This window comes from Serratia sp. T13T92, from assembly GCF_047530105.1.
Lineage (GTDB): Bacteria > Pseudomonadota > Gammaproteobacteria > Enterobacterales > Enterobacteriaceae > Chania > Chania fonticola.
The window spans coordinates 1-22014 of sequence record NZ_JBLJAK010000043.1; the positions used below are offsets into that span (position 1 = coordinate 1).

A 22014-nucleotide genomic window follows, 5' to 3' on the forward strand; every position below is an offset into this window, starting at 1 on the left:
TTCATCATGGTTCGGGTCGTAAAGACCCAGAAAGAAACCGAATATATGCCTGCAATACCTGTTCACCTTTTTCAAGAAAACACTGGCGTTATCGGGAGCGTCCATATATGCGCGATACGAGCCCCCAAGGACGGGTTTACGGCGTGTCGGTGTTCTGCATGACTCCCATCTGTGACACGATTGGGTTACAGCAGCATAGACTATTGTTTTTTTCACCGATTTAAAGTGCGTTAAGTCAGAAAATTAGCCTGTGCTCCACACCGCTATGGGCGTTAAACTCCAGCAAGGCCTGTGTCATAGGCCCAAATCAATATCTGCCGTAACGAGCCTTAATCACGAAGTTAATTTAAACATGCTGCTGCTGATCGATAACTACGACTCTTTTACCTACAACCTCTATCAGTACTTCTGCGAACTGGGTGCAGAAGTGCTGGTGAAGCGTAACGATGAACTGCAACTGGCCGATATTGAGCGGCTGGCTCCGCAGCATCTGGTGATCTCCCCTGGCCCCTGTACGCCGAACGAGGCGGGCATCTCGCTGGCTGCCATTCGCCATTTTGCCGGTAAGTTGCCGATCCTTGGGGTCTGCCTCGGTCATCAGGCATTGGGCCAGGCGTTTGGTGCCGACGTGGTTCGCGCTCGAGAGGTGATGCACGGCAAAACCTCTGCTATCCGCCATCAAAATCTCGGCGTGTTCAAGGGATTGAATAATCCACTGACCGTCACCCGCTACCATTCACTGATCCTGGATGCTGCGACGTTGCCGGAGTGCTTTGAGGTGACCGCCTGGAGCGAACGTGACGGCGAACGGGATGAGATCATGGGGATCCGCCACCGGACGCTGGCGCTGGAGGGTGTGCAGTTCCACCCGGAGAGCATTCTCAGCGAACAGGGGCACCAACTGCTGGGTAATTTCCTTGGAAGTTAGCCGTTAGTGGCTTTTTAAGCTTGCCCTTGGTTGGTTTTTTATGCATATTTTGTGATTATATTTTCACTTGATAGTTAGCCGCCTGGAGCCAGTAATGACCGAAAAAACCGCAGTTACCCGCAGCACCTTTGATCAGGTTATCCTGCCTGTTTATGCACCCGCCCAGTTTGTGCCGGTGAAGGGCAAGGGGAGCCGCGTATGGGATCAGCAGGGGAAAGAGTATATCGACTTCTCTGGTGGTATCGCGGTGACTGCGTTGGGGCACTGCCATCCGGCACTGGTTGAGGCTTTAAAGCAGCAGGGCGAAACCTTATGGCATACCAGCAACGTGTTCACCAATGAGCCCGCGCTGCGCCTGGCCAGTAAATTGATCGCTGCCACCTTCGCCGATCGGGTGTTTTTCGCCAATTCCGGTGCGGAGGCTAACGAAGCGGCTTTCAAGCTCGCTCGTCATTACGCCATCATCCGTCATAGCCCGTATAAGACCAAGATTATCGCGTTTAATAACGCTTTCCATGGCCGTACGCTGTTCACCGTTTCCGTGGGTGGACAGCCAAAATATTCCGACGGTTTTGGGCCGAAACCGGCCGATATCGTACATGTGCCCTTCAACGATCTGGCCGCAGTGAAAGCGGTGATGGACGATCACACCTGTGCGGTAGTGATGGAGCCTATCCAGGGCGAAGGGGGTATTACCGCTGCCGATCCTCTCTTCCTCAAGGGCGTACGTGAACTCTGCGACCAACATCAGGCGCTGCTGGTCTTTGATGAAGTGCAAAGCGGTATGGGCCGCAGCGGCAAGCTGTTTACCTATATGCATTACGGCATTACGCCAGACATCCTCACCACCGCCAAAGCGCTGGGCGGCGGTTTCCCGGTGAGTGCGATGCTGACTACCGAAGAGATCGCCTCGGTGATGCAGGTTGGCACTCACGGTACTACCTACGGCGGCAACCCACTGGCCTGTGCAGTGGCAGAGGCAGCGTTGGACGTGATCAACACGCCAGAGGTGCTAAGCGGGATTGAGCAGCGTCGTGGGCTGTTTGTTCAGGCTTTGCAGGAGATCGGTAAGAAATACGATGTGTTCAGCGATATTCGTGGCATGGGGCTGTTGATTGGCGCGGAACTGAAAGCGGGCTATCACGGCAAAGCGCGCGATTTTCTCACTGCAGCTGCCGCCCGCGGTTTGATGATCCTCAACGCTGGGCCAAACGTGATCCGTTTTGCCCCTTCGTTGGTGGTTGAGCTGAAGGATATCGACGAAGGCATGGCGCTGTTCGAATTGGCCGTACAGGATGTGATTAACGGCTAATCAAGTCTGCGGGGCTGCGGTCCCGCTAACCTCAGCTTTCCCGCAGTTTGCGCTTCAACCAGATCCCATGGTGTGGGCGCTGGCGCCACGCCAGTGACGAGATGGTATGCATCACGGTCAGGTGAGAAAGGATCCGCCGCAGGTGGCGTTCCATCTCGGTGACCGGCATGTCCGGATGCAGGTCCGGCGGCTGCATGATGCTGTTGCTGGTACTCGGGCCGTCATATTCCAACCGCTGCTGGCAGCTCTGCAAGGCGATTTCACAGGTCTGCAGATACTCCTGAGCCAGCTTTGGCGTCAGCATATAGTGCTCGCGCGCCAGAATGGTCATCGCATTCAGGTGTTCAACAATAAACTGGTTATGGGTGATCCACAGCCGCATATCAGCCAGATAATTCGATTCAAACCCCGGTTCCTGCATCGCCTGATTGAGCGAGGTAAACAGGGCATTATGCGCCTGATTGACCTGCATACGCGTGTAGGCCAGTTCGCTGGGGTCCGGTTCCTGTTCTTCCAGCAATAAGCGCAGTGCTGTCTGATCGTGCTCCAGTGCCTGATGGGCGTTTTTACGCAGCAGGCCACTCTGCCACTGCGGCCATAGCCAGATCGTGCCGCCAAACACCAGTACGCAGCCGATAAGGGTATCAATCAGGCGCGGAACCAGGAAATGGGTACCGTTCAGCGCCAAAAGCTGCAAAGTATAGACGGCGGTCACGGTGAAGCCCATCACCGCCAACCCGTAGTTTTTCCGCAAGATCAGATAGGCCGCCAGGGTGATCGCCAACATGATGCTCAGCGTCACGCTTTCCGGCATCTGTAGTTGCAACAGCCCAGCGGCAATCACCAACCCGGCCAACGTGCCGAGTGCACGGTGCTGGATCCTCACCCGCGTGGCGTTATAGCCGTTTTGACTGACCAGCATGATGGTCAGCAAGATCCAATAGGGTTTCGGCAGGTTGAACAGCATGCCCAGGCTGCTGCCTGCCGCCAGAATGACCCCCAGCCTGGCGGCATTGCGCAGGGCGTTGGATTTAAACGACAGATAGCTCACCACCGCAGGCCAAAACGGCAACCGTGACTGGTTGGCCATCAGATTGCGACGGTACAGTGGGTGCTGAGTGCGTAGCAGGCGCGCGATGCGGCTGAAATGGTAATAGCAGAACTGGCCAACCGGGTTATCGGCGTGCTGTGAGGCCACTTTTTCCAGCGCCGCCAGCTCATTCTTCATACTGAAACGCGCAGAGTGCCGATGATAGAGAATATCGTCGGCCACCACCCGCAGGCGCGTGGCGATCACCTGGGCGTTGCGGCGGATAATCGCTTCGGCCTGGCTTTGCTCCACCAGCTTTTGTACTTCTTCCGGCAGATGCAGGCTGACGGTGATGTGCTCCTGCAAATCGAGCGCCACCTGAAACGTACGTTGCAGGCGCTTTTGCTCCAGGTTATTGGCATGGGGCAGGAAATTCAGCTGTTGGTATAGCAGACTGATCAGATCCATCACTTTCTGCTGGCGTTGCAACAGCGGCGGCAGGGCAGTTTCTGGGTCGGTATGCTGCGTCAGTAATGAGTATTTGGCTTCAAAATAGTCGGCCAACTGCATATACAACTGGCTTAGGGATTCGCGCATCGGCTGCTCTTTCCACAGCTTGAACCAGGCCCAGGTAAACAGCCCGTACCAGGCGGTGCCGACGATATACAGTAAAGGGGCGTGCCAGATTGGCACGGTACCTACCATGCTGAGGGAAAAGATGGCGGCAACCAGTGCGGCTGGCAGCAGGCGTGCATGCAGCGGGCTGATTTCACCGCTGACGCCGAGCAACAGCGCCATTCCCAGCATCAGCAAGGGTAATGGTAGATCCCACAGTAGGGCTTGTTGCAGCAGAAGGCTGCTGAGTGCGAACAGGGAGCCGCCTACAACCAGGCGTTTGAAAAAGCGTTTGTGTGGCGTATCCAGCCCGGCAATGTTGCAGCAGGCGGGCACCAACGAGAACAGCATGCCGAGTTGCAGGTTGCCAATCAGCAAACCAAACGCCACCGGCAGGCACAACACCAGCGTTTGCCGCAGTGCGTAGTTGACTTCCGGGTGGTAGATCAGGCGGCGCCACATGGTTGGCTATTCAGTAGGTAAAGAAACGGCGCATTGCTGCACCGTTTCCCTGGGGATTAACGCGTACCGTACACGACAATGGTTTTGCCGTGCGCGGAGATCAGGTTTTGATCTTCGAGCATTTTCAAAATACGACCGACGGTTTCACGTGAGCAACCGACGATTTGGCCAATTTCCTGGCGGGTGATTTTGATCTGCATACCGTCTGGGTGAGTCATGGCATCAGGTTGTTTTGCCAGGTTCAGCAAGGTCTGTGCAATGCGGCCGGTAACGTCAAGGAAGGCGAGGTTACCCACTTTCTCTGAGGTGACTTGTAGGCGGTTAGCCATCTGTGCGGACAGGCGCATCAGGATATCCGGGTTAACCTGGATCAGTTGGCGGAATTTCTTGTAGGAAATTTCAGCCACTTCACAGGCAGTTTTGGCCCGTACCCAGGCGCTACGCTCCTGGCCTTCTTCAAATAATCCAAGCTCGCCGATGAAATCCCCCTGGTTAAGGTAGGACAGGATCATCTCTTTGCCTTCTTCATCTTTAATCAGCACCGCAACGGAGCCTTTGACGATGTAGTAAAGCGTTTCGGCCTTTTCACCTTGGTGAATCAGCGTACTTTTCGATGGATATTTGTGGATATGGCAATGAGACAGGAACCATTCGAGAGTCGGGTCTGTTTGCGGTTTGCCGAGAACCATTCGCTGTTATCCTCTGTTGTTATCGCTGCCTTGTATCACAGGGGTCAGAGTTCCCTGTAAAACGTGCTTATAGCCCGGTGTTTTAATTGTGGCTATCAACAGGTTTTGAGGCGTGTTATAGAAATACGCTTGTGCTCTAGCATATTAACTTGCAGGGAGAGCTGCAAGCTACATTCTGTTAACAAACCAATATAGGGGCCTTTCCTTGGACGTATCCCTGAAATCGGTGACCTGGAAAGAGTTATTGCGGCTCTGTTTGTAGCACAGAGTGAGGCGGGTGTCTTGTGTTGTCTCGCTTCAGCATGATTAGCATCAGGTTACGTTGCCAGAATGTATGCGAAAGCGTACCCTGTTTTTAAGAAATTAACCGGAGTGTGTAACATGCAGGCAAGAGTTAAGTGGGTAGAAGGACTGACATTCCTGGGTGAGTCTGCGTCCGGCCACCAGGTTTTGATGGATGGCAACGCGGGCGATAAAGCGCCAAGCCCGATGGAAATGGTGTTGATGTCCGTCGGCGGCTGTAGCGCCATCGATGTGGTGTCGATCCTGCAAAAAGGGCGTAACGATGTGCGTGACTGCGAGGTAAAACTGACCTCCGAGCGTCGTGAAGAAGCGCCACGTCTGTTTACCCATATCAATCTGCATTTTATTGTCACCGGCAAAGGGCTGACCGATAAGATTGTAGAGCGCGCGGTGGATCTTTCCGCCGAGAAATACTGCTCCGTCTCCTTGATGTTGGGTAAAGCCGCCAGCATCACCCACAGCTTCGAAATCCGCGAAGTGGCCTGATCCTACCAAGGGTAGCGCAGGCAGTGGGCACGCAATAAATCAAGAAATCGCCGTGCCGTCACGGTTAGCGGCGATTTCTGTGAATACAGCACGCAGTATTGAGCCTGCGGCAGCGTGTCGATAGGCAATGCCACCAGCCGATGCTGCAAATGGAACGGTGCACTCATCGCCCGCGCCACGATAGTCAAATAATCCGCCTCCAACACCATATTCAAGCCACAGGTCACCGAGTCCGAGCGAATGGGCGAACGACTCAATTGCTGATAGAAGGTGCCTAACACCGCGCGCAACTGCTGGTAATACCCCATATCGGTTTCCGGTAATAACCACTTGGCCTCACGCAGCTCGTCCAGCGAGGTGGCCTGCGCCAGTGGGTGCCCCTGGCGTGCGATAATGCAAAAAGAGGCGTTGAACAGCGGTTCACGCACCAGATCCTCCAGAGGCAGTTCCGGGCTGACGGTACCCACGGCAAAATCCAGGCGGCCTTCGCGCAATGCTGGCAGCAGCGTAGAAAGCTGCGCCTCGCGGATCAGGAGATTGGCCTGCGGAAACGGCTGTTTGAAGGCTTCGACCAGCTCCGGTAATACCGTGAGGGCGAGTAGCGAAGAGCAGCCGATGGCGACGTTGCCTTGTGAATGCTGATTCAACTGCTGGATCTCGTCGGCGGCGCGCTGCAATTCCTCCAGGATCAACTGCATTCGCAGGGCGAAGGCGCGGCCGGTTTCGGTCAGCGTCATTCCCTGACTGCTGCGATTGATCAACTGGGTTTCCAGGATCTGTTCCAGTTCACGGATGGTGCGGCTCACCGCCGGTTGAGATTGCTCCAGCGCGCGCGCCGCGCCGCGAATACTGCCGCTGCGGATCACCTGCTGGAAGACTTTCAACTGCTGTAACTTCGGTAAATAGCGCATTCCCCACCCTATCAATAAAAAGCATCACCCCTTACAAAATTGTATCTTATGCCGCTCGGCAAAAGGCGATAATTTCAGCATGTTATTGTAAGTTACTGTTATTAAAACTATAAAGTGACCTGGATCACATTATTAAACTACGCCCGCCACGCTGGTGGGCAGCCTGGGTGATAACTTAAAGGAATATCGGCGATGAAAAATCGTTCGCTAATGATTTTTTTGCTGTTTGTGGGCTATGTCGTGGTGTACATCGATAAAACCGTGATGGGTTTTGCGCTGTTACCTATCGAACGCGAGTTCAATCTACAGCCGGAACAGCTGGGCTACATTACCGGGATGTTTTTCCTGGCGTATTCCCTGTTCCAGATACCGGCGGGCTGGCTCAATGACCGCTTTGGTTTTAAGAAAGTGCTGTGCAGTTCGTTACTGCTGCTGGGGGGATTTGCCCTGTGCTTCGGCATTCTGGGGTTCGGCCTGGGCCTGCTGGTGACGTTCCGCTTCCTGTCGGGTATTGGCCACTCCGGCTATCCGTGTTCCTGTGCCAAGGCGGTAGTGGCGAATTTCCCACTGGAACAGCGCACCTTCGCGCAGTCCATTCTGCTGTCTTCCGCCGGGTTGGCGATGACCGTCGGTCCACTGGTCGCGGTCTACTGCCTGGATCACATCGGCTGGCGTGGGTCGTTCTCTGCACTTGGCCTGTTGGCATTCGTGATTGCCGCCTGCATCTTGTGGCTGGTTCCCAATCCACCACAGGCAGCACCCGCCAAAGCTGGGGCAGCCGCTGCCAACTATAAGGCCTTGCTGAAAAACCCCATCGTACTGCTGCTGTTTGTGGCGATTTTCTGTATCAACATCCCGTCGTACGGCCTGATGGCCTGGCTGCCGAAATTCCTGGTACAGCAGCGCGGAATGCCGATTGACGTCTCCAGCATGGTGGTCGCCGCCGGTGGTCTGGGGATCTGGATCTCCTCACTCGGTACCGGCTGGCTGGTCGGGCGCTATCTGCAAGGGCGTGAGCCGTGGGTGATCTTCTTCAGTTCCCTGATCAGCGCCTTGTGCATCTGGCTGGTGTTTACCAGCGAATCAGCGCTGACGGCCAGCCTGTTCTTGTTCCTGGGTTATATCTTCCTGATGGCCTCGTTCGTCACGGTGTTTACTCTGCCGATGAAGCGCCTGCCTGCGGAAGTGATGGGGGCAGCGATGGGGCTGATAAACACCGGCGGCACTTTGGGTGGCTTTGTGGCCCCTATCGCCATGGGGTATTTGATCACCATCAGCCACAACTACATGACAACGTTTATCTTTTTGGCACTGGCTATGGTGGTTTCCGGGCTGGTGATCCTGCCATTGGCTGGTAAAGCGCGCCAACCGGCACTGAATCAAGGAGTATGAAAATGAACATTGAAAAGCTGATTGCCGACGTGGAACAACAGGTATTGCAGTGGCGTCGCCACCTGCATGCCAATCCAGAGTTGTCATTTCAAGAGGCGCAGACGGCAGATTACATCGCTGCACAATTGGCCCACCTTGGCCCGTTGAAGATCTCACGCCCTACGCCAAATAGCGTAGTGGCCGAATTGCAGGGCGCAGCGCCGGGGCCGTGCTATGCATTGCGCGCCGATATCGACGCCTTGCCGATCCAGGAGGAAAGCGACGAACCTTTCTGCTCGACCCGGCCAGGGGTGATGCATGCCTGCGGCCATGATGCCCACAGCGCGATGTTGCTGGGCGCGGCCAGCGTGCTGTGCCAGTTGCAGGCGCAGCTGCAAGGTTCGGTGCGTTTTATCTTCCAGCATGCCGAAGAAGTGCCACCGGGCGGAGCCCAACAGCTGGTAGACCTGGGGGTTCTGGATGGCGTGAAGATGATCTTCGGCCTGCATGTCATGCCCAACTTCCCGACCGGTGAGGTGGGCATGAAGCAGGGCGTGTTCAGTGGCTCCAGCGATAACTTCGACATCGTGCTGCAGGGTAAGGGTGGACATGGCTCGATGCCGCATCTGTGTATCGATCCGGTGCCGATTGGTGCGGAGATCGTTAGCGCATTGCAGCAGATCGTGGCACGGAAGCTGGATCCGTTAAATGCTCCTGTGTTGACGGTGGCGACCTTCCAGGCAGGTGACAGCTATAACGTCATCCCTGACAGCGCACGGCTGGCGGGAACGCTACGCACTCATAATCAGGAAGTACGCGAGCGGGTACCGTTGCTGGTTGAGCAAACCGTCGCTGGGATCAGCCAGGCGCACGGTGCCAGCTACAAGGTTGACTGGACGCGTGGCTATACCATCGGCAATAACCATCCTGATGCCTGCGCTATTGCGCGCGAGGTGGTGGCCGAAGCCGTGGGGCCAAAGGCGTTGCGGGAATTGACCAGCGCGATGTTTGGCAGTGAGGATTTCTCTTCCTATCAGGAGAAAGTGCCGGGGTGCTTCCTGTTTATCGGCAGCGGTAACGAGGCGATCGGTGCCACCTACGGCGTGCATAATCCCCGTTTTAAACTGGACGAGGCGGCGATGCAGATTGGCGTGAAACTGCACGTCGGTTTTATCCGCCATCTGTTGATGCGTTAACAACGGTGGGCGCGGTACTAAGAACTTTTCCGCGCCTATAGCTTCACCGATACGCAGTGTCAGATGTACAAATCTGTTGCTTAGCCTATCTCTAGATGCAATTCGCTTATGGGCATCCCCTGCCGCTCTGATCGTCGACGACAAAACTCAGATCGGCAGGTTGCCCAGGCTCGATTCTCGGAAGAGGCGGCCTTCAGGGACGCAAGAAACCATAAATTCTGTGCCTCTCCCCACACTTCTGCGCGTTCTCTCTCTGATGCCTGTTTAGCCAACTGAGAAAACACCGCTTTCTCCCCCCTAATGAACATAACCATTACAGGGAACGCACACACATGGTGTAATTGGTGTAACTTTCAGGGATGTTATTAGCCTCCCTTTTCCCTGTGGAGATACGCTGACCCAAGGCTGATGGGTATTTCCGCCATTATTTTTCATCATTGTGTGTTCTCCTTCTTCACTGTCATAGGCTTTTAAAAATAAGGTGATAATAGAAAAGCCTGCATATTACGCACACCTAACTTCTTTAATCCCTGGAGTTTGTAATGACTGACAGTCTTGACGTTTACTCCCAAAGCTTTGCTTACTTGCGCCGGTCTATTTCCTGATATAAGGGCGCTGAGGACTGCGTATTCTCGAGAACTTAATCCCTGCCACTCAAAGGGCAAAGAGGGATGTTCATTCCCGGTTAGAATGGCCTCGAGCTGCAAGCGCAATGCCGGCACTGAATAAGAGAGGTCCAAGCCGCCTACCACTTTGAACGGACTGATTAAATACCGTATGTAGGACATGTCAGTTGTCTCCAATGTGAGCAATACCAAACACTGTGGGTGATGTTGGTATATCCGTTTCATGAACTGCTCTACTTCTCTCATACGGTTCGGAGGAAAAAGTTGTGGTGACAACAACAAAAGATCTACAGAGACAAGTTCTTTCTCAAGATCACAAATATCTTCAGCATCAATCACATCATAGGCAGGCGACAGCAGCGCCTTCAGCCCCTGGCGCGTAAAGAAGCATGGATGCACAAGGGCTACTGTCTGTTTCGGTTTTGTTTCTCGAGTCAATGAAGTCATCTGGATTACGCCCTCCAGCGAAGCGTATTAGCACCCAGGCGAGTCTCACGGGAAAAAGTCTGGAGTCTCTCTTGGGGTGAAGGTAAAAAAGTGTCTTGTTTCAACAGAATTGAAGCCAAGCGTGACAATGGGGTCGCACTGCTGAGAATAGCGTCGGCCTGTTGGCAGACACACGGTAGGGATGACAACTGATGAGCACTTTCCATATCGAATAGGATAAGGGTTCGCCATTCAGGTGAGCAGGTGGCATAGAAGTTGTCGAGAGTACGGCATACGGAATTCGTAACACCATTGGTGACATGAAGCACAACCGTATCCGCTTTTAGCCGGCCAACCTGAAAAAGGGGAGACTGTGGAAAAATCATAGCTATCAACAATGGCGTAAGGCGGTAATGTGCCTCTTCTCGCTCGAGCATAGCTTCTACCGCTGCCGCCATGTAGGCGTAAGGGGATATAATGACGATATTTTTTTCACTCATAGTTATTTTCCTATATTTATCAGTATCTCCACCACGGCGATTGGCCAGTGACATGTTTAAAAAAAGCCCTCGCCAAAAGTTGTAAAAGGGCCGGTACGCAATAGCGCTATGATCGAAATAGTTAAATTAACGTTGTCTTGATTCAGTATTGAATTAATGTGTGGTTGCATTATCAACAGCGACTATGGGAAGAGATACATTTACTCTATTAATAAAAAAACAAAATTCACCTAAAGACATTCCTTTGTCTGTGGTTTTTATTAATTAATTAAAATACAATGAGATAGTGGCTTTCTTAAGCTAATCTTAACCCCTTTCAAGAGAGATGTATAAACGAACCGATGCAGGAGTTAAGGAACAACCTCCATGAAAGAGCACTGAATTTCGAGTCGTTTCTCCTGGCTATTATGAAACAGTTAGTCGCTTTGAATGTAAAAAAAAGGAGGTGTAGGTTATTCGGGAGGAATTAGCTGTAGGAAATAATCCGACTACCCTGCTCATCGCAATATCAAAAAAAGAGGGGGCCCATTTCTGATGACGAATTGATTGTCTTTCTAAAAAGGATAAGGCCCACGGATGGGCCCTGATAGCTTTGTGCAGGTATTAACGCAGACGACGGGTATGATGAATTTATTCGATCCTTTTGCCTTCCATCAGCCGCTGCACCAGCGGTGCCATGATCAGCTCCATTGCCAGCCCCATCTTGCCACCCGGTACCACCAGCGTATTGATATGCGAGATAAACGATCCTTGCAGCATTGCCAGCAGGTAAGGGAAGTCGATCTGATCCAGACCGCGGAAGTGGATCACCACCAAGCTTTCGTCCAGCGAGGGGATCGCCTTGGCGGCAAACGGGTTGGAGGTATCTACCGTCGGGACGCGTTGGAAGTTGATATGGGTGCGTGAGAACTGTGGCGTGATGTAGCTGATGTAATCCTCCATCGAACGGACTACCGAGTCCATCACCGCCTCGCGAGAATGGCCACGCTCGCCGGTATCGCGGATCAGCTTCTGGATCCACTCCAGGTTGACGATCGGCACCACGCCGACCAGCAGATCGACATGTTTGGCTACGTCAATCTGATCGGCCACAACGCCGCCGTGCAGCCCTTCGTAGAACAGGACATCCGTCGGGGCGGGCAGTGGCTCCCAAGGCGTGAAGGTGCCCGGTACCTGATTGTAAGGCACGGCCTCGTCGTAGGTATGCAGATATTTACGTGAGCGGCCGGTGCCGTTCTTGCCGTATTCGATAAAGCTCTGCTCCAGCAGGCCAAAGTCGTTGGCTTCCGGGCCGAAGTAGCTGATATGGCGGCCCATATCGCGGGCTTTACGGATTGCCGCATCCATTTCCGGCCGGGTGTAACGGTGGAAGCTGTCGCCTTCCAACTGGGCGGCGCGCAGGTTTAGCTGCTGAAAAATCTTGCGGAACGCCAGGCTGGTGGTGGTGGTGCCGGCTCCGCTGGAACCGGTCACCGCGATTACGGGATGTTTGGCAGACATGATAGAGGGTCACTCCGTATTAAATGCGCAGGCTCAGAATAAGATTTTTAGTATGGCTGATGCCCTTTCGCCCAAGGCGAAATTGTGCGCGTTGGTTTGCAATACTGCATTGTTACCTGATTTTTCCCCTCAGTCATAGCATGCGATAAGACTAAATTTCCTCCTGCCCAGCGCGGATCTGCCCGCGAGGCATGATGTTGACGGTTTCATGTAGCTCTGACCACACCAGCACCACTTCGCCGCTTTTCAACTGGCGGCGCACGTCGTCGACCTTCTGTTCCAGCGAACGTTCGTGCTCGCCGTAGTCGGTTCCTTCGCGTAATACAAAGGACTCGATCAGGCTGTTGAGGGTCTCTTGTTCAATTTCTTGCCAGGGAATAATCACTTGGTGGATTCCAAAAAAGGAGAAAGCCAGGCTGGGATACGTTGCTCCAGCCACATTTGCGGTTTTTTCAAGGTGCCGCCGACAAAGCCGACGTGGCCACCGCACTCCGTCAGCTGATATTCGATATTAGGCGGCAGGCTGGCGAGGTCGGGGATCACCGCATCAGTCATAAATGGATCGTCTTTAGCGTGAATGATCAGCAGCGGTGTGGTGATCTGCGGCAACAGCGGCAGGGCGCTGCAACGGCGATAGTAATCGACCGCGTCGCTGAAACCGTGAATGCGCGAGGTGATCACATCATCAAACTCGCGAATGCGCCGCAGCTTGTTCAGTTGCGATAAATCCAACGGCAAGGTGCCTGGGTAGTGCAGCAGCTTGCGGGTGGCATTTTGCTTGAGTTGGCCCAGCAGGTAGCGCTGATAAACGCGTGAGAATCCCTGTTCCATGCGGAGCGAGCAAGGTTCCAGCATCAGCGGGGCGGAAACGACCACTGCCGCCTGCAGCAGGCTGTCATTACCCTGTTGGGCCAGATAATAGGCCAGCATATTGCCGCCCAGGGAAATCCCGACCGCCGCCGTTGGCACTTCGCCAAAGCTGTCACGCAGCCAGCGCAGGAAGAAGCGGGCATCTTCCGTTTCGCCGGAATGGTAGATGCGTTGCTTACGGTTGGGCACGCCGCTGCAACCGCGGAAATGCATCACCACGCCCAACCAGCCTTGCTCGCGCCAGGCATTGAGCAGCCCATGTGCGTAAGGGCTGTAGAAATTACCCTCTAACCCATGGAACAGCACCACGCGAGGTTTATCGCGCGCCAGTTGCGGATCTTCACTCCAGGCCAGATCGACGAAATCGCCGTCCGGCAACTCCAGCCGTTGCCAATGAGGTTGCAGCAGTACGCGGCGGCGTACCAGCCGTGGCAGCAGGGTTTGCAGGTGTGGATTACTGGCCCCGGTCAGGGGGCGAAAGGATTCATACATAATGAATAAAATTCTTGTTGGCGGCTATTGTGTGATCCGAACCGCACTGTTAGCTTCAAACACATGTATTAGCAATCATACTGCAAAAAAGTCATTTGGGTGAGGAGCACCCGCTTCATGGAACTGAGTTTATTTCTTTCGATGCTAGGCTTCCTGTGGGTGGCCGCGATCACCCCTGGCCCCAACAATATGTTGCTCACCACCTCAGGGGCCAATTTCGGCTTTATGCGTTCATTATGGCTGATGATTGGCATCATGCTGGGCATGCAAAGTATCCTGGTGTTGGTAGCATTTGGCGTTGGTGGGTTGATCCTGATTTATCCTTCCTTGCACCTGATCCTGAAAATCCTCGGCAGCCTTTATCTGTTGTGGCTGGCGTGGAAAGTAGCGACGGCAGCCTATGAAAAGCTGGAAACCGACGCGCCGCCACCGAAGCCAGTGCGCCTGTACCAAGGCTGGCTGTTGCAATTTCTCAACCCCAAGGCCTGGCTGATGGCGCTGGGGGCGGTGGCGAGCTTTAGCCTGGCGGGGGATAAATACAACCACTCGATTCTGGCCATCGCCTTCGGTATCTTTGCCGTCAACATCGTTGCCGGGATCATCTGGTTGGGTTTTGGTACGGTGATTGGCCGCCTGCTGCGCAGCAAGAAAGCCTGGATAATCTTTAACGTGTCGATGGGGCTGTTAACCGCCGCCTGTGTATTACTGATTTGGCATTAAGGAACTGTAATGGCCGAAAACTATTTCCATGTTGATGCCTTTATTGGCGAGGGGCTGCGGGGCAACCCGGCCGGTGTCTGCCTGCTGCAACAACCGCTGGAAACGGCGCAGATGCAGGCTATCGCCAATGAACTATTCCTGCCGGAAACCAGCTTTGTCTGGCAGGATGGCGACATGTATGCGATCCGCTGGTTCACGCCAACGCGGGAAGTGGATCTGTGCGGGCATGCTACTTTGGCCTCGGCGCACGTGCTGTTAAACGTGGTCAACCCTGGGTTGAGCGATATCCGTTTCCGTTCCGCCAGCGGTGAGCTGTATGTCAAACGCGATGCGGCCGACGGTGAACGGCTGATCCTGGATTTCCCTTCTCGCCCACCACAGAAAATTGCTGAACCGCCACAGTTGGCCGCTTTGCTCGGTGTGCAACCGCAGGAAGTGTGGCGAGCCCAGTCGCTGATGGCGGTATTGGCCGATGAGGCGCAGGTCAGGGCGGTGCAGCCTGCGATCGCCGAGCTGATCGACCACGTGGGTTGCGGCGTGATCGTCACGGCTCCGGGTGATGAGGTGGATTTTGTCTCGCGCTATTTCTCAATGGATCGCAGCGAAGATCCGGTCACCGGCTCTGCCCATTGCATACTGATGCCTTACTGGACGGCTCGTCTGGGCCGCCAGGAGTTGCATGCAAAACAGCTGTCATCACGCGGCGGCGAGTTGTTCTGCGAGCAGCAAGGAGAACGTACGTTGCTGGGTGGTTATGCGCGCATCTTCTTGCGTGGCTCTCTTTCAGGTTGAACTCCGTTCCAGCAGTTGCCAATCCAGCACGTCGTGGCAAGGTGGCAACTGCTGGCCCTGAATCTTCTCCAGCAGCAACTGCACGCTACGCACGCCGAACTGATGCATGGGCTGTACGATGGTGGTCAGCGGCGGAGTGGTGATACTGCCAAACGGCACACCGTCAAATCCCATCACCGCGATATCTTCTGGAATACGCAAGCCCTGCTGGTGCAAGGCACTCATCGCGCCCCCGGCAATCACATCTGAAATGGCAAATACCGCATCTGGCCGTGGCCCGTCTGCCAGCAAATCACTCATCGCCTTGGCTCCAGCGGCGTAATCCAGCCCTTCGACATATTCAACCCGGCAATAGTCCAGCCCCAACTCTGCCAACGCCTGCCGGTAGCCCTGTTCCCGCTGTTGTGAATACAGGTAACGCATATCACCATTGAGCAACGCGATCCGTTGGCGCCCTTTGGCTGCCAGGTGCTGTACACCGGCCATGGCGGCCTGGTGGTTATCGATGGTGACGGAGGAGGCGCGGAATTGGGTATCCCCTTCACCGCATTGCACCCAGGGGAAATCACCGATCATGGCGGTCAGCCCTGGTAAACAGCTGATGGCATCCATGGTGATCACCCCGTCAACCACCTTGCCACTCAGCAGGCTGAGGTAGGCGGATTCACGGGTTGGGTTAGATTCCGAGTTGCACAGCAGAATATGGTAACCGTGGCGTTCGGCTTCTTCTTCGATACCGCGTACCACCAGGGAGCAAAAGGGGTTGGTGATATTGGACACCAGCACCAGCAGCATCCCGCTGCGGGCAGTGCGCAGTTGGCGTGCGAGCAGGTTGGGTTGATAGTCACATGCGCGGATCGCCGCCAGGACCTTATCGCGAGTGGCTGGTTTGACGATCTGTTGGCCGTTCAACACCCGTGAGACGGTGGCCGCTGAGACGCCTGCGATTTTCGCCACCTTTGCTATCGACATGGTTTGCTTTTCCTTCTGCCTACTATATGGCAATGCACACTATGTAGAGGTTGTGTTGCTGTTAAACGGGCGCAGCATGCGGCGCCCCTACGGTCGTATATATTCGACCTCGACACATTTAGCCTCATTGCCAATTTGGCATCAATCTGATCCCTACGGGCAATTTGTGACGCCGATTACAGATCTCTCTTCTCGACGCTTTTATCTAGCTTAATCGGGTTGCCGAAAAAAAGAAATCGATTACATTTTATTCATCATCTAAATGTAATCGATTTCATTTTGGCTTTTGCCGCGAAATCCCGAAAGACCGACGCAATAGGAGGTGGCAGATGGAGATACAGCTTCAGCTAGCGCAGGCGCAGGATCGCAGTGAGATTGCCGCTCTGGTCCATTGCTCAACCAATGCCTGGTATCAGCGCCACGGGCTGGGCGACATCTTCTCTGCCGGGCCAGAAAGTTGCGGCCTGTTTGTTGATGTTTACCAGCAGTTGGATCAGGGCCACCACTGGATTGCGCGCGATCAACAAGGGGCGATCTGTGGCTCCTGCTTTTTCCACCCGCGTGAAACTCATTTGGGGTTGGGCATCATGAATGTTCATCCCGATTATTTTGGCCGCAGAATTGCCAGCCGCTTGTTGGCCAAGGCCGACGAACTGGCGGGTAGCTTACCGGTTCGTTTGCTTTCCAGCGCGTTGAACCTGGATTCCTATTCGCTTTACCAGCGCGGGGGATTTACCCCGTATGCCCTCTATCAGGATATGGCGATCCCGGTGCCGAGCCAGGGATTTGCTTACCCACGCCTGACTCGCGGCCAGGTACGGGCTGCCCGGCTCGACGATCTGCCCGCCATCCTGGAGCTGGAGCGCGAAATACTGGGCATCGAACGCCAGCGCGATATCGATTATTTCCTCAATGACGCCAGTGGACTGTGGCGGGTTGCCGTCTGGGAGTTGGACGATCGCATCGGCGGTTATCTGGCCTCGGTGGCGCATCCGGCCTCCCGTATGTTAGGGCCGGGGTGCTGCCATAGCGAAGAGATCGCCCTGGAGTTACTTGGCTGGATGCTCGATCGCCATCATCGCGGTACGACACCGGTGGTATTGGTACCCGCAGAGCGCTCCGCGCTTAGCCAGGTTTTGCTGCGCTGGGGCGGACGAATTTGTGAATTACATATCGCGCAGGTGAAAGGCCAGGCGCAACAACCCGGCGGCGTGGTGATGCCGTCCTTTTTGCCGGAAAGCGGTTAGCACCGGCGTCGTTGCTGTATTAACCAATCAACACCGATGGGGGAGTTATGCAAACAGATAGCCAGGCCTTGGGGGCCAAAGGCGCCACGTTCAAATGGGTAGTGCCACGGCTGGCACTGATGATGTTCCTGCAATTTTTTGTCTGGGGGGCCTGGTACGTTACGCTTGGCGTGGTGATGGGCAAATACGGCCTGGCGGCGATTATTGGTGATGCCTATTCCACCGGGCCGATCGCCTCCATCCTGTCGCCTTTTGTGCTGGGTATGGTGGTCGATCGCTTCTTTGCCTCGCAAAAAGTATTGGCTGTGTTGCACCTGATTGGGGCAGGCCTGCTGTGGATGATGCCTGGCTTCTTTGCCGAGGGGCAGGGCAGCGGGCTGTTGTGGATCATCTTCGGCTATATGCTGTGCTACATGCCCACCATTGCCCTGAGCAACAACGTGGCATTTTATAGCCTGAGCAACAGCGAGAAAGCCTTCCCGGTCGTGCGGGCGTTCGGCACCTTTGGCTGGATTGTCGCCGGGCTGATCGTCGGCAGCAGTGGCCTGTCGGACAGTACCGATATCTTCACGCTGGCTGCCGTAGCCTCGCTGGTATTGGCGATTTACAGTTTTACGCTGCCGCATACCCCGGCACCGGAACGCGGCAAGCCAGTAAAAATGCGCGATCTGCTGTGCGCCGATGCTTTCGCGATGCTCAAGCAGCGCCATTTCCTGGTGTTTATCATCTGCGCCATGCTGATCTCCATCCCGCTGGCGGCGTATTACGCCTATGCCGCGCCGTTCGTTGCCGCGGCTGGTTTCACCAACGTGGGTGGCGTGATGTCGCTGGGGCAAATGTCCGAGCTGTTCTTCATGCTGCTGATCCCGTTCCTGTTTGCCCGGTTGGGGATCAAGTACATGCTGATGATCGGCATGCTTTCCTGGTTCCTGCGCTACGTGATGTTCGCTCTGGGCATTACCGAAGAAATGCGCTGGATGATCTACCTCGGCATCATCCTGCATGGCATGTGCTATGACTTCTTCTTCGTTATCGGCTTTATCTATACCGATAAAGTGGCGGGCGACAAGGTGAAAGGCCAGGCACAAAGCCTGCTGGTGCTGTTCACCTACGGCATCGGTATGTTGATTGGTTCGCAGATCAGCGGTGCGCTGTTTAACCATATGGTGACGGCGGAAGGGGCTGCGGCGTTGCCGCAATGGCAGCACTTCTGGTGGTACCCGGCCTTCGGCGCATTGGCGATCGCCGCGCTGTTCTTCTTCACCTTCAACTACCGGGATATTCCAGCAGGGGAGAAACGCGATGGCTGATTTGCGGGTGCTGGTGGTGGGCTGCGGCAATATGGGGGCGTCCCATGCCGAGGCCTACCACGCTATGGACGGGGTGACAATCTGTGGGCTGGTGGCTCGGGGTGACTCGCGTGAGCTGCTCAATCAACGCTTGGGGGGCGGTTATCCCACCTTTAGCGACTTTGAGTTGGCGCTGGCGCAAACCCGGCCCGATGCCGTGTGCCTGACCACTTATCCGGATACCCACGAAGCCTACGCCTTGTCGGCGCTGGCGGCGGGATGTCATCTGTTTATCGAAAAGCCGCTCGCCACCACGGTAGCAGGGGCTGAAAGGGTAATTGCTGCCGCCCATCAGGTACAACGACAGGTGGTGGTGGGCTATATCCTGCGTCATCACCCCTCCTGGCAGCAGTTTGTGGAGCTCGCTCGGGGTTTGGGTAAGCCTTTGGTGATGCGGATGAACCTCAACCAGCAAAGCCACGGGCAGATGTGGAATGTGCATCGCAACCTGATGCAGTCATTGTCGCCAATCGTCGATTGCGGCGTACATTATCTGGACGTGATGTGCCAGATGGCACAGGCGGAGCCGATCAGCGTGAGCGCTATCGGCGCCCGGCTGAGCGATGACCTGCCGCAGGGGATGTATAACTACGGCCAGCTACAGGTGCGTTTTTCCGACGGTTCGATCGGCTGGTACGAAGCTGGCTGGGGGCCGATGATCAGTGAAACGGCCTACTTTGTGAAAGACGTCATTGGGCCGCGCGGTGCGGTTTCGATCGTGGCTCGTCATCACGAAAGGGCTTCTGACGATGTTGGGGGGCATACCAAAACCGAATCATTGCGGGTGCATTATGCCGATTTGGACGATGAGAACCGCTTTAAGCGGCCGGATCGCTGGATCGACTGTCAGGATGAGCCGGACCATTTAGCGCTGTGTCTGAGTGAACAGCGGTACTTTTTACAGGCTATTCGTGAGGGGCTGGATCTCAATCAGCATCTTCAGGATGCGTTGAACAGCTTACGGGTGGTGCTGGCGGCAGACGAGGCGGTACGCAGCCAACGTACGGTGATATTAGGGAGAGAAGCATGAAGACGATGCAGGGGCCGGGATTGTTTCTGGCGCAGTTTATCGCCGAGCAGGCCCCGTTTAATACGCTGGATGGCTTGGCGGAGTGGGCTGCTGGGCTGGGTTTCACCAGCGTCCAGATCCCCACGCTTGAGCCGGCCATTTTCGATTTGGCGCTGGCGGCGCGCAGCCAGGATTATTGCGATGAGATCGTCGCACGGCTTGGGCGGCACGGCATCCGTATCAGCGAGCTGTCGACGCATTTGCAAGGGCAACTGGTCGCCGTCCATCCAGCCTACGATCTGGCCTTTGACGGTTTTGCCCCGTCAGAAGTCCGGGGTAAGCCTCAGCAGCGGCAGGCCTGGGCAACGGAACAACTGCTGCTGGCGGCGCAGGCTTCGCAGCGCTTGGGGCTAACGGCCCATGCGACCTTCTCTGGGGCGCTGGCGTGGCCCTATTTCTATCCGTGGCCGCCGCATAATGCGTTACTGCTGGAGGAGGCCTTCGAACAGTTGGCCAAGCGCTGGCTGCCGATCCTGGACGCCTTCGATCTGGCTGGTGTAGATGTGTGCTATGAGCTGCATCCGGGGGAGGATCTACATGACGGCGTGACCTTTGAACGTTTTCTGGCCAAGGTCGGCAACCATCCCCGCTGCCATATTCTCTATGATCCGAGCCATCTGCATTTGCAGCAGATGGACTATCTGGGCTTTATCGATTGTTATCACCCACGTATCCGGGCGTTTCACGTCAAAGATGCCGAGTACCGCCCCAACGCCCGCAGCGGCGTGTATGGAGGCTACCAACCGTGGTCGGAAAGGCCTGGGCGCTTCCGCTCGTTGGGGGACGGGCAGATCGACTTCCCGGCGATTTTCAGCAAGCTGACGCAGTACGGCTTCCCTGGAGTCGCTACGTTGGAATGGGAGTGCTGCCTTAAGTCGCCGGAGGCGGGGGCACGCGAAGGTGCCGCCTTTATCGCTCGCCATATTATTCCGGTAGCGGAACGGGCCTTTGATGATTTTGCCGTGGTGGATACTGACCGGGCGCGAGTCAGAGCCATGCTGGGTGTGGAGGATGCATCATGAGATTAAAGCTGGGAATGGTAGGTGGCGGTGAAGGTGCGTTTATTGGCGCGGTGCATCGGTTGGCGGCGCGGATGGATGATGAGTTTGAGCTGGTCGCCGGGGCTTTCTCCTCCGATAGGCACAACTGTCAGCGCACCGGGGCGTTGTTGCATCTGCAACCGGATCGCTGCTATGCCGATTTTAACCAGATGGCGCAGGCAGAAGCGGCACGAGAGGATGGGATTGATGTCGTCGCGATCGTGACCCCGAATCATTTGCATGCTCCAGTCGCCAGCGCCTTTCTCAACGCCGGGATTGATGTGATCTGCGATAAGCCGTTATGCACCTCTTATGCCGAGGCTCTGCAACTGGCACAAACGGTGCGCCAAAGCGGAAGACAACTGATCCTGACCCATAACTACAGCGCCTACCCGCTGGTGCGTGAGGCACGTAGCCGGATATTGGCGAGGGAGTTGGGCGAGATCCGCTTCGTCGAGGTGGAATATCTGCAGCAGTGGCTGGCAAAACCGCTGGAGCTGACCGACAACAAGCAGGCCGGTTGGCGTGCGCAGCCGGAAAAAGCTGGATCCGGCTGCATCGGTGACGTAGGTACCCACGCCTGGCAGCTGGCTGAGTTTGTCAGTGGTATGTTGCCTGAGGCGATCAGCGCTGAGCTGACGTCATTCATTGCGGGGCGCAAGCTGGACGACGATGTGCGGGTGCAGATGCGCTATGCCAACGGTGCCAAAGGCCGGCTCTGGGCAAGCCAGGTGGCCTGTGGTCATGAGAATGGGCTGAAGTTACGAGTTTACGGCAGTGAGGGCAGCCTGGAGTTTTGCCAGGAAAACCCGAACCAGCTATGGATACGGCCTTTTGACGCGCCCGCCTATTGCATCACCCGCGCCTCGGCATTTCAGCATGCAGAAAACCGCCTGCTGGCCCGCGTACCCGCAGGGCATCCTGAAGGCTATTTAGAAGGGTTTGGCCAGATTTACCGTGAAGCGGCCCGCTGTTTGCGTGATGGTCCTTCGGCGGCACCGTTGTTACCAAGGATTGAAACCGGCGTGCAAGGGATGGCATTTATTGATGCCGCTCAGCGCAGTAGCCGTGCGGGAGGAGAGTGGGTGGAGTTGATATCGCCATAAGT

The 22014-nt window shown here is 55.4% G+C and carries 22 protein-coding genes; 12 read left to right on the forward strand and 10 right to left on the reverse strand.

Translation table 11 applies throughout. The annotated features are described in order from the left end of the window. Positions 1–352: 352 nt before the first annotated feature. Positions 353–928, forward strand: coding sequence for an aminodeoxychorismate synthase component II (locus tag ACMV5I_RS24430; RefSeq protein WP_059199470.1), 576 nt, complete (start codon positions 353–355; stop codon positions 926–928). 94 nt (positions 929–1022) lie between these two features. Continuing rightward, entirely contained in the window at positions 1023–2240 is a 1218-nt protein-coding gene (gene argD, locus ACMV5I_RS24435; protein ID WP_414825481.1) for a bifunctional acetylornithine/succinyldiaminopimelate transaminase, read from the forward strand. 31 nt (positions 2241–2271) lie between these two features. On the opposite strand, the gene ACMV5I_RS24440 is transcribed toward argD, so the two are convergent. Together ACMV5I_RS24440 and crp are read right to left on the reverse strand one after the other, a co-directional pair. After that, a complete protein-coding gene (locus ACMV5I_RS24440) occupies positions 2272–4347 on the reverse strand; it encodes a YccS/YhfK family putative transporter (protein ID WP_141133109.1) in 2076 nt (691 codons plus the stop codon). A gap of 56 nt (positions 4348–4403) precedes the next feature. Continuing rightward, entirely contained in the window at positions 4404–5036 is a 633-nt protein-coding gene (gene crp, locus ACMV5I_RS24445) for a cAMP-activated global transcriptional regulator CRP (RefSeq protein ID WP_005969523.1), read from the reverse strand. Between the two features lie 381 nt (positions 5037–5417). Between crp and ACMV5I_RS24450 the strand changes: the two genes are divergently transcribed. Continuing rightward, complete coding sequence (locus ACMV5I_RS24450; RefSeq protein WP_021181673.1) at positions 5418–5825, forward strand: OsmC family protein; 408 nt, start codon at positions 5418–5420, stop codon at positions 5823–5825. Positions 5826–5827: 2 nt separating this feature from the next. Here ACMV5I_RS24450 and ACMV5I_RS24455 read toward each other — a convergent pair whose 3' ends face one another. Continuing rightward, entirely contained in the window at positions 5828–6736 is a 909-nt protein-coding gene (locus tag ACMV5I_RS24455; protein WP_024482715.1) for a LysR substrate-binding domain-containing protein, read from the reverse strand. A 192-nt stretch (positions 6737–6928) separates the two neighbouring features. Here ACMV5I_RS24455 and ACMV5I_RS24460 point away from each other — a divergent pair, with 192 nt between their 5' ends. Together ACMV5I_RS24460 and ACMV5I_RS24465 are read left to right on the forward strand one after the other, a co-directional pair. After that, on the forward strand, positions 6929–8128 hold the full coding sequence (locus tag ACMV5I_RS24460) for an MFS transporter (RefSeq protein WP_024482714.1): 1200 nt from the start codon (positions 6929–6931) through the stop codon (positions 8126–8128). Then, positions 8125–9303, forward strand: a complete 1179-nt coding sequence (locus ACMV5I_RS24465; protein ID WP_414825482.1) for an amidohydrolase — start codon at positions 8125–8127, stop codon at positions 9301–9303. Before ACMV5I_RS24460 ends, ACMV5I_RS24465 begins: the two co-directional genes overlap by 4 nt. Before the next feature lie 80 nt (positions 9304–9383). Here ACMV5I_RS24465 and ACMV5I_RS24470 read toward each other — a convergent pair whose 3' ends face one another. From ACMV5I_RS24470 to ACMV5I_RS24495, 6 genes are all read right to left on the reverse strand, one after another. Continuing rightward, positions 9384–9617, reverse strand: a complete 234-nt coding sequence (locus ACMV5I_RS24470) for an ANR family transcriptional regulator (RefSeq protein WP_414825483.1) — start codon at positions 9615–9617, stop codon at positions 9384–9386. 156 nt (positions 9618–9773) lie between these two features. Then, complete coding sequence (locus tag ACMV5I_RS24475) at positions 9774–10376, reverse strand: LuxR C-terminal-related transcriptional regulator (protein WP_414825484.1); 603 nt, start codon at positions 10374–10376, stop codon at positions 9774–9776. 5 nt (positions 10377–10381) lie between these two features. Next, the gene (locus ACMV5I_RS24480; RefSeq protein ID WP_414825485.1) at positions 10382–10855 is read right to left on the reverse strand and encodes a hypothetical protein; all 474 of its coding nucleotides are present in this window, start codon (positions 10853–10855) and stop codon (positions 10382–10384) included. 630 nt (positions 10856–11485) lie between these two features. Then, positions 11486–12355 (reverse strand): phosphoribulokinase, encoded by an 870-nt coding sequence (locus ACMV5I_RS24485; RefSeq protein ID WP_202809990.1) that lies wholly within the window; start codon positions 12353–12355, stop codon positions 11486–11488. 151 nt (positions 12356–12506) lie between these two features. Then, positions 12507–12740, reverse strand: a complete 234-nt coding sequence (locus tag ACMV5I_RS24490) for a YheU family protein (RefSeq protein WP_021808044.1) — start codon at positions 12738–12740, stop codon at positions 12507–12509. Next, entirely contained in the window at positions 12737–13717 is a 981-nt protein-coding gene (locus ACMV5I_RS24495) for a hydrolase (RefSeq protein ID WP_024482712.1), read from the reverse strand. The genes ACMV5I_RS24490 and ACMV5I_RS24495 overlap by 4 nt, the downstream gene beginning before the upstream one ends. A gap of 117 nt (positions 13718–13834) precedes the next feature. Here ACMV5I_RS24495 and ACMV5I_RS24500 point away from each other — a divergent pair, with 117 nt between their 5' ends. Next, positions 13835–14437 (forward strand): LysE family translocator, encoded by a 603-nt coding sequence (locus tag ACMV5I_RS24500; RefSeq protein WP_021808042.1) that lies wholly within the window; start codon positions 13835–13837, stop codon positions 14435–14437. Positions 14438–14446: 9 nt separating this feature from the next. Then, positions 14447–15229: a PhzF family phenazine biosynthesis protein gene (locus ACMV5I_RS24505; RefSeq protein WP_414825486.1), complete on the forward strand. Its 783-nt coding sequence runs from the start codon at positions 14447–14449 to the stop codon at positions 15227–15229. On the opposite strand, the gene ACMV5I_RS24510 is transcribed toward ACMV5I_RS24505, so the two are convergent. Continuing rightward, positions 15221–16201, reverse strand: a complete 981-nt coding sequence (locus ACMV5I_RS24510; protein WP_121608441.1) for a LacI family DNA-binding transcriptional regulator — start codon at positions 16199–16201, stop codon at positions 15221–15223. The two genes, ACMV5I_RS24505 and ACMV5I_RS24510, sit on opposite strands and share 9 nt — an antisense overlap. 329 nt (positions 16202–16530) lie before the next feature. Between ACMV5I_RS24510 and ACMV5I_RS24515 the strand changes: the two genes are divergently transcribed. Genes ACMV5I_RS24515 through ACMV5I_RS24535 form a run of 5 tightly spaced genes read left to right on the forward strand, consistent with a single transcriptional unit; the run spans position 16531 to position 22012 of the window. Then, entirely contained in the window at positions 16531–17448 is a 918-nt protein-coding gene (locus tag ACMV5I_RS24515) for a GNAT family N-acetyltransferase (RefSeq protein WP_414825487.1), read from the forward strand. A 47-nt stretch (positions 17449–17495) separates the two neighbouring features. Beyond that, on the forward strand, positions 17496–18758 hold the full coding sequence (locus ACMV5I_RS24520) for an MFS transporter (protein WP_024482708.1): 1263 nt from the start codon (positions 17496–17498) through the stop codon (positions 18756–18758). Further along, positions 18751–19827 (forward strand): Gfo/Idh/MocA family protein, encoded by a 1077-nt coding sequence (locus tag ACMV5I_RS24525; RefSeq protein ID WP_414825488.1) that lies wholly within the window; start codon positions 18751–18753, stop codon positions 19825–19827. The genes ACMV5I_RS24520 and ACMV5I_RS24525 overlap by 8 nt, the downstream gene beginning before the upstream one ends. Continuing rightward, on the forward strand, positions 19824–20888 hold the full coding sequence (locus ACMV5I_RS24530; protein WP_414825489.1) for a sugar phosphate isomerase/epimerase family protein: 1065 nt from the start codon (positions 19824–19826) through the stop codon (positions 20886–20888). The genes ACMV5I_RS24525 and ACMV5I_RS24530 overlap by 4 nt, the downstream gene beginning before the upstream one ends. Further along, complete coding sequence (locus ACMV5I_RS24535) at positions 20885–22012, forward strand: Gfo/Idh/MocA family protein (protein ID WP_414825490.1); 1128 nt, start codon at positions 20885–20887, stop codon at positions 22010–22012. The genes ACMV5I_RS24530 and ACMV5I_RS24535 overlap by 4 nt, the downstream gene beginning before the upstream one ends. The last annotated feature ends 2 nt before the right edge of the window (positions 22013–22014 follow it).

Bases quoted from the DNA above. Each gene is read 5' to 3' on its own strand.
- argD (WP_414825481.1), top strand. From the start codon at position 1,023: ATGACCGAAAAAACCGCAGTTACCCGCAGCACCTTTGATCAGGTTATC.
- ACMV5I_RS24465 (WP_414825482.1), top strand. From the start codon at position 8,125: ATGAAAATGAACATTGAAAAGCTGATTGCCGACGTGGAACAACAGGTA.
- ACMV5I_RS24455 (WP_024482715.1), bottom strand. From the start codon at position 6,736: ATGCGCTATTTACCGAAGTTACAGCAGTTGAAAGTCTTCCAGCAGGTG.
- ACMV5I_RS24530 (WP_414825489.1), top strand. From the start codon at position 19,824: ATGAAGACGATGCAGGGGCCGGGATTGTTTCTGGCGCAGTTTATCGCC.
- ACMV5I_RS24525 (WP_414825488.1), top strand. From the start codon at position 18,751: ATGGCTGATTTGCGGGTGCTGGTGGTGGGCTGCGGCAATATGGGGGCG.
- ACMV5I_RS24520 (WP_024482708.1), top strand. From the start codon at position 17,496: ATGCAAACAGATAGCCAGGCCTTGGGGGCCAAAGGCGCCACGTTCAAA.
- ACMV5I_RS24480 (WP_414825485.1), bottom strand. From the start codon at position 10,855: ATGAGTGAAAAAAATATCGTCATTATATCCCCTTACGCCTACATGGCG.
- ACMV5I_RS24470 (WP_414825483.1), bottom strand. From the start codon at position 9,617: ATGGTTATGTTCATTAGGGGGGAGAAAGCGGTGTTTTCTCAGTTGGCT.
- ACMV5I_RS24475 (WP_414825484.1), bottom strand. From the start codon at position 10,376: ATGACTTCATTGACTCGAGAAACAAAACCGAAACAGACAGTAGCCCTT.
- ACMV5I_RS24440 (WP_141133109.1), bottom strand. From the start codon at position 4,347: ATGTGGCGCCGCCTGATCTACCACCCGGAAGTCAACTACGCACTGCGG.
- ACMV5I_RS24510 (WP_121608441.1), bottom strand. From the start codon at position 16,201: ATGTCGATAGCAAAGGTGGCGAAAATCGCAGGCGTCTCAGCGGCCACC.
- ACMV5I_RS24460 (WP_024482714.1), top strand. From the start codon at position 6,929: ATGAAAAATCGTTCGCTAATGATTTTTTTGCTGTTTGTGGGCTATGTC.
- ACMV5I_RS24505 (WP_414825486.1), top strand. From the start codon at position 14,447: ATGGCCGAAAACTATTTCCATGTTGATGCCTTTATTGGCGAGGGGCTG.
- crp (WP_005969523.1), bottom strand. From the start codon at position 5,036: ATGGTTCTCGGCAAACCGCAAACAGACCCGACTCTCGAATGGTTCCTG.
- ACMV5I_RS24495 (WP_024482712.1), bottom strand. From the start codon at position 13,717: ATGTATGAATCCTTTCGCCCCCTGACCGGGGCCAGTAATCCACACCTG.
- ACMV5I_RS24485 (WP_202809990.1), bottom strand. From the start codon at position 12,355: ATGTCTGCCAAACATCCCGTAATCGCGGTGACCGGTTCCAGCGGAGCC.
- ACMV5I_RS24500 (WP_021808042.1), top strand. From the start codon at position 13,835: ATGGAACTGAGTTTATTTCTTTCGATGCTAGGCTTCCTGTGGGTGGCC.
- ACMV5I_RS24450 (WP_021181673.1), top strand. From the start codon at position 5,418: ATGCAGGCAAGAGTTAAGTGGGTAGAAGGACTGACATTCCTGGGTGAG.
- ACMV5I_RS24430 (WP_059199470.1), top strand. From the start codon at position 353: ATGCTGCTGCTGATCGATAACTACGACTCTTTTACCTACAACCTCTAT.
- ACMV5I_RS24515 (WP_414825487.1), top strand. From the start codon at position 16,531: ATGGAGATACAGCTTCAGCTAGCGCAGGCGCAGGATCGCAGTGAGATT.
- ACMV5I_RS24535 (WP_414825490.1), top strand. From the start codon at position 20,885: ATGAGATTAAAGCTGGGAATGGTAGGTGGCGGTGAAGGTGCGTTTATT.